Below are 11,660 nucleotides of genomic sequence, written 5' to 3' on the forward strand. Positions count from 1 at the left end.
GGGATGAAGAGGGATGTGGCAGATGATAAGGAAAGGCATGGCGCTGGCTGGATTGCTCTGCGTACTGCCTGCGTTTGCACAGACGGTAATACTGGAAAGCGGTAGCCTTCACCTGCGTGGGCAGCTTGTCAACGGGGCTTGTACGGTCGCCACCGACAGCCAGAGTTTGCGGGTGCAGATGGGGCAATATCGCACGAATGCATTTGCCGAACCGGGAAGCTTTGCCTCTACCAGCGTACCATTTTCGCTGCGGTTAACGTCGTGCAGTTCCGATGTTTATGACCATGTTGGGATTGCCTTTGCCGGAGTGACTCCTGCAGAAGATCCGCAGGTTTTCCTGGCCAGCGGCGATGCTTCTGCGGCTTCGGGGATCGGTCTGGCATTATTTGATGAAGGGCAAAGGCAAATTATCCCGAATGCGCTACCGCTTCATTACGCTCCGATTTTAACGCAAGAGATGACTTTTCATTTCACCGCTCGCTATCGGGCTGTCTCGGAACATATTACGCCGGGAACGCTTCGTTCAGATGTGTGGTTTACGTTGGTGTATCCCTGATTTAACTCCCAACGATAATCGCACTAAAGGTATTTGTAGCTATGTTTAATTATCTAAAATCAGGCGTTATCATTTTACTGGCCTTATTTTCAGTTGCCGGTGCACAAGCTGCCGGGGGAATTGCATTAGGCGCAACTCGTGTTATTTATCCTGCCGAAGCCAAACAAACTTCTCTTGCTATTAGTAATAGCGATACAAAAGAGCGTTACCTGGTTAATTCATGGATTGAAAACAGCGCTGGCGTTAAAGACAAATCATTTGTTGTCACGCCACCGTTGTTTGTCAGCGAACCTAAAAGTGAAAATACGCTGCGTATCATCTATGTCGGTCAACCGCTGCCTAAAGATCGCGAGTCGCTGTTCTGGATGAATGTGAAGGCGATTCCGTCGGTAAATAAAAACAGCCTTGAGGGTAAAAACGTTCTGCAACTGGCGATCCTGTCGCGTATCAAACTCTTTGTCCGACCGAATAATCTTCCGCATATATCGGAAGATGCACCCGGCATGCTGCAGTTTTCTCGTTCCGGCAACCACCTGAAAATCACGAATCCGTCGGCGTATTACGTCACGCTGGTCAACCTTAACGTAGGAAAAACGAAGGTTGATAACGTCATGGTGGCACCTAAGAACGATACGCAGATCCTTTTGCCCGCTGGCGCTCAGGGAAATGTGACGTTCCAGACGGTCAATGATTACGGCGCAGTGACCACTGCCAAAACGGTTAGCGTGCGTTGAGAAAGCGATGAACAAGACAACGTATTTACCTGGCCTGTTACCGGGGTTTACGCCACCGCTGGCGGGTGTGGCGTTGTCCACGCTGGCAGCGCTCTTTCCGATGTTGAGCTACGGAGAAAGCTATTTTAATCCTGCATTTTTATCTGCAGATACGGCATCCGTAGCGGATTTGTCACGTTTTGAAAAAGGCAATCATCAGCCAGAAGGCGTCTATCGCGTAGATATCTGGCGCAATGATGAATTTATCGCCACTCAGGATATTCATTTTGCACCGAGTACGGAAAAGACGGGTGATAAATCCGGGGGGCTGATGCCGTGCTTTGGTCTCGACTGGATTAAGCGGCTGGGCGTCAATATTGCCGCGTTTCCAGAACTCAATCAGGACCCAAACAACACATGCATTAATTTGCCTGCGGCGATCCCTGGCAGCGAAATCACCTTTGATTTTTCTACTCTGCGCTTAAATGTCAGTCTGCCGCAGGCCTCGATGTTGAACAGTGCACGCGGTTACATTCCACCAGATGAGTGGGATGAGGGGATCCCCGCCGCGCTTGTTAACTACAGTTTCACCGGTAGCCGCGGGAGTGACTCTGACAGCTATTTTTTAAGTATGTTGAGTGGCCTGAATTATGGTCCCTGGCGGCTTAGAAACAATGGTGCGTGGAGCTATTCCAAAGGTGACGGATACCACTCGCAAAGCTGGAAAAATATAGGCACATGGCTTCAGCGCTCCATTATTCCGCTAAAGGGCGAACTGGTGATGGGCGACAGCAACACCGGCAATGACGTTTTTGACAGCGTCGGGTTCCGTGGTGCGCGCCTTTACTCGTCAGACAGTATGTATCCTGACAGTTTGCAGGGATATGCTCCAACCGTGCGCGGGATTGCGCGTACCGCAGCGAAGCTAACCATTCGTCAGAATGGCTACGTTATTTATCAAAGTTATGTGTCACCCGGAGCTTTCTCTATTACCGATCTGAACCCAACGTCTTCCAGCGGTGACCTTGAGGTGACGGTGGATGAAAGAGATGGTAGTCAGCAACGCTATACGGTGCCGTACTCCACGGTTCCGCTGTTACAGCGTGAAGGGCGCATTAAGTATGATCTGGTCGCCGGGGATTTTCGGAGTGGAAATAGCCAGCAGGATTCACCGTTCTTCTTCCAGGGGACGTTAATCGCCGGGCTGCCTGAAGGCTATACCGCCTATGGTGGTACGCAACTGGCGTCACGCTACAGTTCGGTAGTGTTGGGAACGGGGAGAAATCTGGGAGACTGGGGCGCGGTCTCCGTCGATTTAACCCATGCGCGTAGCCAACTGGCGGATGACAGCACGCATCAGGGACAATCTCTGCGTTTTCTGTACGCGAAGTCATTGAACAATTTTGGTACCAACTTCCAGTTGCTGGGATATCGCTATTCGACGCGTGGGTTCTATACCCTCGACGATGTGGCTTATCGCAGTATGGAAGGCTATGAGTACGAATACGACAGCGAGGGTAATCGCCACGAAGTTCCGGAAGTGAAGAGCTATCACAATTTGAGCTACAGCAAAAAGGGCCGGTTCCAGATCAATATCTCGCAGAATCTGGGGGATTACGGGTCGCTGTATGTTTCGGGTAGCCAGCAAACATACTGGAATACCTCAGATACCAACACCTGGTATCAACTGGGATATGCCAGCGGTTGGCAGGGAATTAGCTATTCGCTCTCCTGGTCGTGGAACGAATCGGTAGGGATCTCCGATACTGATCGCATTCTGGCGTTCAATATGTCGGTGCCGTTCAGCTTGCTGACCGGACGACGCTACTCGCGTGATAACGCGCTCGATCGTACCTACGCCACCTTTAATGCGAACCGCAACAGCAACGGACAAAATAGCTGGCAGAGCGGTATCGGCGGTACGTTGCTGGATGGGCGTAATCTGAGCTATAGCGTGAATCAGGGACACAGCAGCACCAATGGTTATAGCGGAAGCGCCAGCGCGAACTGGCAGGCGGCTTATGGCACCTTGGGCGTGGGATATAACTACGATCGCGATCAGCATGACTATAACTGGCAACTTTCCGGCGGCGTTGTAGGACATGCGGACGGCATTACCCTTAGCCAGCCGCTGGGTGATACCAATGTCCTGATTAAAGCACCGGGCGCTCAGGGCGTACGGATAGAGAACCAGACAGGTGTTCAAACCGACTGGCGCGGCTATGCGGTTATGCCGTATGCCACCGTCTACCGCTACAACCGTGTTGCGCTCGATACCAATTCAATGAACAACAATACCGATGTAGAAAATAACGTTAGCAGCGTGGTGCCGACGCAGGGGGCGCTGGTTCGTGCGGCGTTTGATACACGTATCGGCGTGCGGGCACTTATGACGGCGAAGCTTGCCGGAAAACCTGTGCCATTCGGCTCGGTGGTACGTGAAACCATAAGCGGTGTTACCAGCATGGTGGGCGAAGATGGGCAAATCTACCTGAGCGGGCTGCCGCTGAAAGGGGAATTGTTGATCCAATGGGGGGAAGGAGCAAATGCGCGTTGCACAGCGCGATATACCTTGCCTGAAGAGAGTCTGAAACAGGCGGTAACGCTCACTAATGTGACATGCGAACGCGCGTCGGGACGACAGGATTAAAACAATGAGACGACAAACGGGTTTGTTACTGGGGGGCGCTTTACTGCTATTGGCTAATTCGGCATCGGCAACGGTTTGCCAGAATTCTACTGGCACGCCAACGGATGTTTTTTACGATCTGTCGAATGTCTTCAATAGCAGTAATAATCGACCAGGACAGGTGGTGACGTTACCGGAAAAATCCGGCTGGGTTGGCGTCAATGCAACCTGTCCGGCAGGAACGCATGTTGATTATACCTATCGAAGCTATGTGACTGAACTTCCTGTCCAAAGCACGGAAGGTGGCTTCCAGTATCTGAAACTCAATGATTACCTGCTGGGGGCAATGAGTATTACCGACAGCTACGCAGGATTATTTTATCCGCCGCGTAATTACATCCGTATGGGGACTCACCCTAACGTGCCAAATCAGAAGCCGTTTGGTGTGATGGATTCAAAACTGGTATTCAAATTAAAAGTGATTCGTTCATTCATTAACATGGTGCCGATCCCGCGGCAAACTATGTTCAGCGTCTATGTCACGACCAGTACCGGTGACGCCCTGAGTATGCCGGTTTACACCATCAGCTATAGCGGGAAGGTAGAAGTACCGCAAAACTGCGAAGTGAATGCCGGGCAGGTTGTAGAGTTTGACTTTGGCGATATTGGCGCCTCGCTATTTAGCAAGGCAGGGGTGGGTAATCGACCGGAAGGTATAAATCCGCAGACTAAAACGGTTGCTATTAAATGCACCAACGTGGCAGCACAAGCCTATTTGTCCATGCGCGTAGAAGCTGAGAAAGCCTCCGGCCAGATGATGGTATCGGATAACCCGGATTTAGGCTTCATCGTTGCTGACAGCAGTGGCGTACCACTGACGCCCAATAATCTGTCCAGTACTATTCCGTTTCGTCTTGATGATAACGCCGCTGCGAGCGTTGGGATTCGGGCGTGGCCGGTCAGCGTGACGGGCAATAAACCGACAGAAGGGCCATTCACTGCCCGTGGATATCTGCGAGTGGACTATGACTAAGACGCGAGAAAGAGTGATTCGTACACTTATCGTGATGGTGTCTGTTCTGTCATTTAGCTCCCAGTGTTGGGCGGACACTTCATTGGGTGAGATCAATATTGAGCTGCGTGGCAATGTGGTGGATTTTACCTGCGTTGCGATTGCCAGTGACAGTAACAAAACCGTTGAATTGGGCAAATGGCCAACAAAACAGTTGAAAACCACTGGTGATACCACTCAACCGGTCTCTTTCACGCTAAAACTTGAAGGTTGTCCGCCTGGGTCTGCGTCAATAACCTTTTCTGGTACCCCTGCGTCGGGCACAAGCTTGCTGGCGCTGGATGATGCGGTAATGGGGCAAAAGGTAGCCATCGAGCTGCGCGACAGCGACCGCACGCGATTGCCTCTGGAACAGGCCAGTCAGGCTGTGAGCATTGACGAAAATGGCAATGCCACGTTGACCTTTTTCGCAAACTATATTGCTTTAGCGGAAGGGGTACAGCCAGGGCTCGCCAGGGCAGATGCTACGTTTATGATTAACTATAATTAAATTAACCTGTTACCTTCCGCCTGCCTGCAACTCGAATTATTTACGGCACATACTGATAATACACTCCCGAACGACATCTCGTCGGGAGTGTTATTACATTAGTTCGTGCATTTTCGCATAATCGATAAGCTCAACAATGGTATGCAAGCCAAGCTTGGAGTAGATATTGGCTTTGTGAGCACTAATGGTTTTATTGCTGAGTAAAAGTTGTTCAGCAATCTCTTTATTGGATAAGCCGTTTGCGAGGTACCGCAAAACCGTCACCTCACGATTGGAAAGTGGCATGTCATTCAGAACTCCTTTTCGTATATTAATGTTATTAATAAAGTTAAGGGTGTCAGAGGGGAGAGGGGAAAAATGAATATCCTGATAAAATCATTTTTACCGCATTATAGATATCATTCAGATCCTTTCTTTTACTGACAAAACCATTTGCTCCGGCGCGGATAGCGCGTCCTGCATAAAAAGATTCGGACTTTGAGGACAGAAAAAGGACCCGGGTTTGCTCTTGCAGAGATTTTATTCTTTTGAGTAACGTGAACCCATCAGAACCTGGTAGTTCAATATCCAGAATTACCAGATCAACAGGATACGTACGCAAGTGGTCTATTGCCACGCGGCTGTCATCTGTTTTCAAGACAACCTCGATATTACTATTTTTTTCGAGCAGTACTTCTATAGACATTCTGACAATAGGGTGTTCGTCCATAATTATAACGGATGCTGGTTTCATTTTAGTATGCCTCAAACTGTTCGTGTATCTTGCGATTTTGATAAAACATCAGGCGTTATTAGTATTGTCAAATAGCCATCAATTGTTCTTGGAGGAGAACCGAATAAATATTGTTTCATCCTTGTTTATTCGGTTGCTCTTTATCAGAACAATGAGTTTGTGGAATATCCATTTCACACCAGGAAAAATTTGCAAATAATCAGAAGACAGTAGTGATTATACCTGCTCTGCTCTTTCGGAAAAGACTTACGACACATAACTTATTAATGCCTGTTAGGATATTCTGAAAGATTCGGGTATGTTAATGGCTATTGGTATTATTTTCCTGCTATTTGAATTATGGCAGATTGAAAAATTTTTTTAAATACTAAAAACAACACAACCCACTAATTGTTTAGGGTTTGTTAAGAAGAATATGAAGCTCATTTATGACGAGTTAAGCACAGAATCCGTAAGGCTTAGCTGATTATGCACGGTAAACATAATACCAGGAATAGTTGTAAATATTAAGAAATTGTGAAATTAACGCATTGTTTCTTAGTTTGTAATAAGTAATTTCTTAAAAAATCTTATATCACAGCAAGTTAAGATGTTAAATAAAATGAGGGGAGGTAACATCCAACCGATGTATCAGATGCAAAAAACGTTGGCGATGAGGCAATCCCAGATGCGTAATCAGTTGATTCAGTCGATAGATAATGCGGTGATACGGTTGCTTCTGCAAATGAGCAATTTCCTTTAAGGAGGTACCTTGTAATAGTAATGAAACCATCTCCCAGTCAGCCTGACTTATGCGTTCTGCTCGAATAAAAGTTGGAGATAATAAAGCGTGACGCAGGTCTGGGAGATGCTGGCGACGTGACAGGATATAAAACGGCCCAGCCATTGCAATAAAATTCCTCAAGCTCTGGTTTTCACTGGCAAGTAATAAAAAAATTTGTATGTCATTTCGCTGTCTGGCGAGTTGGCGTAGGCATTCGAGGGTATCGAAATAAGAACTTACAATGCCGTCCATATCAACGACCAACTGACGAAAGCCTGGGTCCAGCAGGCAGTTTTGGGCTGAGTCAATAGTCTGAAAGACAGCTGTGCGTGTACCAGAAAATAAATAACGATTCAGCGTATAGGCGAGATAGTAATCGGCTGTGATAATCGCCTGAGATATAGTATCGCCCGGTAATGTGTAATTGAGTTTTTGTGCAAGATATTCAATCCTGTCAAAAACCTGTGGCGTACAGTGATGATATTGATGGGTACAGTCAGTCTTTCGTAAACGGCGATGTCGTTCCCTGCGCATCCTTTCCTGTTTCCTTTCCGTTTTTATTATGCTTTGTCTGGATAGATTGCTGGCCATAAATATCCCTGACCCAGATTTGCGCCAGCTTGAAGGGCAATTTTCTTGTGCTTCTCGGTTTCAATACCTTCAATGATCACCAGATCCGCAATTTTTTTCCCCATCTGAATGAGTTGATGGAGTTTGCCAGGAATTTTACTCACCGCCCAAAAGGTATTTTTATCCAGTTTAATACCTGACAGGTGCCATTTAGCTGCGATGAATGCTGCCATCAGGTCTTCATTAACGTCATCCAACCAGATGGGGATACCGCAGGTCTCAACGCGTTGAATTGCGTCTAACACAGTTGTGCGTTGGTATGCGCTGAGAGAGAGAAAAGTTTCCGGATCCTGTATTTCAATGATGAGTCCTGGAGGATAAGACGTAATTTGGGCATGAAAAAATGGCCAATCCGCCAAGGCCTTCATGGGTAAATTCAACGAGTAATGTTGATCCTGTCGAAAGTGTCTGACGTTGGTAACTTGTTGGAAGAACAGGTTCTGTCTGCGCTGCAAGGACAGTTGAGTGAAATATTCTTCGCTGTTTATGTGGGCGGGAAGATGCGTGAGAACTTCAAAACCGTAGCGGCATGCGGTAGACAAATCTACAATTGGCTCACATTTGAGCGCGAATTGCAGAGGGGTTGCATCGCTGTTTTTTGAGGAAACTACAGTACGCTCAGATTTATCATTCCATAATAACAGGCTCGGTGTCACGATATCCCCCCGGGAGCTGAGTAAATATTACCGAGTGTGTCCTTTTGTTTCCCCGGAAATAATATACATAGGGCATTGTGGCAGCATAGAAATCGGTACAGTAGGCGCCGATACTTAATTACTGATGAGACATTTCGCAATAAAAAAACAATCAATGAGAAACTCTCTAGTTTTGCAGAAAACTCAGATTAGCCCTGATGTATCTCAAGAATTGCTGATCGTTTTTGACATGTAGCTTTTTCATAATGCTTCGACGAGTCGCTTTAGCCTGGACGTCGCTGATTGAGAGCAGGTGCGCTGTTTCAGCCAGTGTGTAACCGCTGGCCAGGAACATTAAGAACTGGCGTTCTGCAATGGAAAAATTGCGGGTGGTACAGTAGTGACAGACGGTGGCTGGTACGCTGTGTCGGAGCGCGCGTTTTTGTAAAATGAGCACCATTTTTCTGGTTATCTCTTCGACATCATCTTCCCGGTAAATCAGTGGCAGCATGTACAGGCAGGGCCGAAACATCAGTTTATCTTTATCGTGTTCATTACAAATGACGACACGATGCTGGCGTCGGGTGTGGACAGGAACCTGGTAACATCCTGCGCTTGCCCAATCTTCGTCCAGCGATATAAATGCGATATCCGCGCGATCGATATCTTCGACTGGTAAGAAGCAAATTTCCTGATGCCACTGAGCTGCCAGGCGGGTAATAATGATTTTCAGTCCATGTTCGAAGTGACTATTTTCTTCTTTGATGGCGATACTTAACATTAAAGAGGTCCTAAACCGCAGGGGAGGGGATAGGAGAATGTTAAGCAAAATCATTAATTTTCTAAATACATTTAACCTTAAACGAGGCTTTACGGTGCCTGAGTTCTTACCAGGTGATTTCCTGGATACCTGTGTATGTCCGGAAAAAATCAACATTCGTACACTTCGTCAGCAACCAGAACAAAAGGCATTGACTCAGCAGGCACTGACCGTATAATTCACGCGTTTCATCCGCATGAAGTCATCACTTCACAATGCGCCCTTAGCTCAGTTGGATAGAGCAACGGCCTTCTAAGCCGTAGGTCGTAGGTTCGAATCCTACAGGGCGTACCATTATATTTCAGTAACTTACCCATTTTTAGCAAGTTCCTTATTTTCCAGATGGGACATATTTGGGACATCGTCACTGAAAATTGAGTCAATTTGCTTCGCGTGTTCCGTTAAATGGTTCGGCGCAAGGTGAGCGTAACGACGTACCATTTCGATACTCTCCCATCCTCCCATTTCCTGCAAAACAGAAAGCGGTACTCCGGACTGAATTAACCAGCTGGCCCACGTGTGTCTCAGGTCGTGGAAACGGAAATCCTCAATACCAGCCCGGCGGCAAGCTGCATTCCATGCCCGCTGATCATCGACGCGCATCTTCCTAACGGTAGGCGTCTTTGAACCATCAGGACGGATACCTTCTTTCGTATGCACGAACACCCATTTATGATGCTTACCAATCTGGTAACGCAAAACCTTGCAGGATGTATCATTCAGCGCTACGCCAATAGCGCGGTTTGACTTGCTGTCTTCAGGGTTTACCCAGGCAACACGACGCTGCATGTCGATCTGCTGCCACTCCATATTGATGATGTTCGAACGACGTAGGCCGGTTGCCAGCGCAAACTTAACAACCGACTTCAGTGGCTCCGGACATTCATCAATCAGCCTTTTCGCCTCATCTGCTTCAAGCCACCGAACGCGCTTATTGCGCACCGATGGAACCTTGATCACCGGCGCTTTCTCCAGCCACTTCCAGTCACGTTCTGCCGCCCGCAGAATTGCCTTCATTAATGCCAGATGCTTGGCCTTCGTGGAGGTGGTGACCGGTTTAGCTGAATATACGGGTGCTGGTTCTCCATTCTTTTGCGCCGCCGCTGCTTTGATTTTCCATATCTCAAGCTGCTTGCGGTTGCTCATCTTGTTCACTGCTGAGTAAATCTTTTGCTCGGTCACATCCTTTAACCGGATCCCCTCAAAATGCGCCAGCCAGAAAGCCATTCTACTGCGGTCATCCTTCAGTGATTTCTTCTCTGCCTTTTCCTCAAGCCATCGCATACAGGCATCATCAAACGTTACATCAGGGAAATCACCAAGCCTATCTACTCGCCACAATTCAGCTTTGCGCTTGTCATGTAGCTCAGTAGCGAGCCGCTTGTCGGAAGTCCCAAGACTTTCCTTAATTCGCTTCCCGCCCGGTGTCGAGTAGGACGCGTACCATATTTCACCTCTGCGGAAGAGTGACATTGTTTTTCCTCTGTTATGCCATCACCCGCGCTCACGGCGACAGTATGCAGCGGAGAGTTAAGCGCCGCAATGCAGGCCTGTAGTGTTGTGAGGTAAGGGGATTTGGGTTTTGCGGGGTCTTTGCGGGTTGCTTGCAATCGGCCTGAGCGGATCCAGTTTGTGGCTGTTGGTCTGGATATCTGAAGAAATGCGCAGGCCTCATCGAGTGTGAGGCTGTGTGATTCCATGGTTACTCCAGTTTCAATCCGGGTATTTTACCTGCACAGATTTGGTCATAGATAAAGAGAGCGTCGCTGTGTCTTGGGTCATCACCGTAGTCAACCTTTACCGATGCTATAAGTACCTTCTTTATTGCCAATACTGTTTCATTTCTCTTTTTCATCTCTCTTTCTTTTTTTATTTCAGAAAGAATACCCACGCATTCAAGGCACGCATGGATTTTGTTTTTACACTCAATCATCGATGCTTTACCGAAATTACCACCACACAGAGAGCACAGGTCCTGTGGGTCAGGTTGGTACGTCTGAAATCCAATGATGGATGTTGGTGCTGACATGTTAGGCATGGTTTACTCCAGGCAAAAAGAACCCGGCACAATGGCCGGGAAAATGGGGGATAACGTGGCAGTGCATTCGCACCCAATAGCCAGCTCATAACTGGCTATCAGTTGCGTTCAGTATGTTAGCAATTCGACTTTCCTCATGATTTCTTCAGCAATAGGTTCCTCAACACGGTCGTCAAACTCAGAGGCCTCTAAAATTTCCGCGATAGATTCTCTCTCGTCCTCAGTAAAGAAGTCATCGCGATAGTCGCTCCATGCCGGCGCTAACTGGCGGTTCTTTTCCATCTTCAAACTCAACAACGAAAGTCATTTTTCCCATCACATCCTCCGATTCCGCTTTTCTTCATCTTCCTGACAACTTACGCACTTCTTACAGCCAGGAAACGCATCTCTACGCTCAGGAATCATCGGCTCCCCGCATTCCTCACAGTGCGTTGCTGATACTGCTGAGTGGTTTAGTCTGTGAGCCTGAATAGCATGGTCGCGCATCATCTCTTCGAGATCGCTGGCCTGATCGATGATTTATGATGTCATGAGTGCTCCTTACTTCGAAGCCAGATGCAGACCGCACCATCATCCGTGTC

Annotated in this window: 13 protein-coding genes, 1 tRNA gene and 2 pseudogenes; 7 read left to right on the forward strand and 9 right to left on the reverse strand. The window is 47.8% G+C overall.

Going from position 1 to position 11,660, the window contains the following annotated elements:
* The first annotated feature begins 22 nt into the window (after positions 1–22).
* The 5 genes from fimI to sfmF are packed head-to-tail and all read left to right on the forward strand — an operon-like array spanning position 23 to position 5,460.
* Positions 23–556 carry a type 1 fimbrial protein subunit FimI gene (fimI, locus tag OH663_RS13755; protein WP_045449483.1) on the forward strand — a complete coding sequence of 178 codons (534 nt, stop codon included), beginning with the start codon at positions 23–25 and terminating at the stop codon, positions 554–556.
* A 41-nt stretch (positions 557–597) separates the two neighbouring features.
* Positions 598–1,290 carry a type 1 fimbria chaperone FimC gene (gene fimC / locus OH663_RS13760; RefSeq protein WP_048221913.1) on the forward strand — a complete coding sequence of 231 codons (693 nt, stop codon included), beginning with the start codon at positions 598–600 and terminating at the stop codon, positions 1,288–1,290.
* Between the two features lie 7 nt (positions 1,291–1,297).
* Positions 1,298–3,919 carry a fimbrial biogenesis usher protein gene (locus OH663_RS13765; RefSeq protein ID WP_048221912.1) on the forward strand — a complete coding sequence of 874 codons (2,622 nt, stop codon included), beginning with the start codon at positions 1,298–1,300 and terminating at the stop codon, positions 3,917–3,919.
* A 4-nt stretch (positions 3,920–3,923) separates the two neighbouring features.
* Positions 3,924–4,931: a type 1 fimbria D-mannose specific adhesin FimH gene (gene fimH / locus OH663_RS13770; RefSeq protein ID WP_048221911.1), complete on the forward strand. Its 1,008-nt coding sequence runs from the start codon at positions 3,924–3,926 to the stop codon at positions 4,929–4,931.
* Positions 4,924–5,460 (forward strand): fimbria assembly protein, encoded by a 537-nt coding sequence (gene sfmF / locus OH663_RS13775; protein ID WP_413814477.1) that lies wholly within the window; start codon positions 4,924–4,926, stop codon positions 5,458–5,460. The genes fimH and sfmF overlap by 8 nt, the downstream gene beginning before the upstream one ends.
* A 93-nt stretch (positions 5,461–5,553) precedes the next feature.
* On the opposite strand, the pseudogene fimZ reads toward sfmF, so the two are convergent.
* The 4 genes and pseudogenes from fimZ to fimW all read right to left on the reverse strand — a co-directional run bounded on the left by fimZ (position 5,554) and on the right by fimW (position 9,002).
* Positions 5,554–6,193, reverse strand: a pseudogene (fimZ, locus tag OH663_RS13780) (fimbria biosynthesis transcriptional regulator FimZ).
* Positions 6,194–6,785: 592 nt separating this feature from the next.
* Complete coding sequence (gene fimY / locus OH663_RS13785) at positions 6,786–7,547, reverse strand: fimbria biosynthesis regulator FimY (RefSeq protein WP_286595098.1); 762 nt, start codon at positions 7,545–7,547, stop codon at positions 6,786–6,788.
* Positions 7,517–8,242: an EAL domain-containing protein gene (locus OH663_RS13790; protein WP_081918183.1), complete on the reverse strand. Its 726-nt coding sequence runs from the start codon at positions 8,240–8,242 to the stop codon at positions 7,517–7,519. Before OH663_RS13790 ends, fimY begins: the two co-directional genes overlap by 31 nt.
* Positions 8,243–8,408: 166 nt before the next feature.
* Positions 8,409–9,002: a fimbria biosynthesis transcriptional regulator FimW gene (gene fimW / locus OH663_RS13795; protein ID WP_045440839.1), complete on the reverse strand. Its 594-nt coding sequence runs from the start codon at positions 9,000–9,002 to the stop codon at positions 8,409–8,411.
* Between the two features lie 37 nt (positions 9,003–9,039).
* On the opposite strand from fimW, the gene OH663_RS13800 reads away from it, so the two are divergent.
* Together OH663_RS13800 and OH663_RS13805 are read left to right on the forward strand one after the other, a co-directional pair.
* Positions 9,040–9,219 carry a hypothetical protein gene (locus OH663_RS13800; RefSeq protein ID WP_045440841.1) on the forward strand — a complete coding sequence of 60 codons (180 nt, stop codon included), beginning with the start codon at positions 9,040–9,042 and terminating at the stop codon, positions 9,217–9,219.
* A 39-nt stretch (positions 9,220–9,258) separates the two neighbouring features.
* A tRNA-Arg gene (locus OH663_RS13805) sits at positions 9,259–9,335 on the forward strand.
* 15 nt (positions 9,336–9,350) lie between these two features.
* Here OH663_RS13805 and OH663_RS13810 read toward each other — a convergent pair.
* The 5 genes and pseudogenes from OH663_RS13810 to OH663_RS13830 form a co-directional block, all read right to left on the reverse strand.
* Positions 9,351–10,514 (reverse strand): integrase, encoded by a 1,164-nt coding sequence (locus OH663_RS13810; RefSeq protein ID WP_200010382.1) that lies wholly within the window; start codon positions 10,512–10,514, stop codon positions 9,351–9,353.
* A gap of 134 nt (positions 10,515–10,648) precedes the next feature.
* Positions 10,649–10,741, reverse strand: a pseudogene (locus tag OH663_RS13815) (helix-turn-helix domain-containing protein); the annotation flags it as partial.
* Between the two features lie 2 nt (positions 10,742–10,743).
* On the reverse strand, positions 10,744–11,079 hold the full coding sequence (locus tag OH663_RS13820; protein WP_413814562.1) for a hypothetical protein: 336 nt from the start codon (positions 11,077–11,079) through the stop codon (positions 10,744–10,746).
* Positions 11,080–11,187: 108 nt separating this feature from the next.
* Entirely contained in the window at positions 11,188–11,361 is a 174-nt protein-coding gene (locus OH663_RS13825) for a hypothetical protein (RefSeq protein WP_263525772.1), read from the reverse strand.
* 33 nt (positions 11,362–11,394) lie between these two features.
* Positions 11,395–11,598: a TraR/DksA family transcriptional regulator gene (locus tag OH663_RS13830; protein ID WP_263525773.1), complete on the reverse strand. Its 204-nt coding sequence runs from the start codon at positions 11,596–11,598 to the stop codon at positions 11,395–11,397.
* Positions 11,599–11,660 lie beyond the last annotated feature (62 nt).

Origin of the sequence: Citrobacter sp. Marseille-Q5395 (assembly GCF_947057495.1) — a bacterium.
Taxonomy (GTDB): domain Bacteria; phylum Pseudomonadota; class Gammaproteobacteria; order Enterobacterales; family Enterobacteriaceae; genus Citrobacter; species Citrobacter murliniae.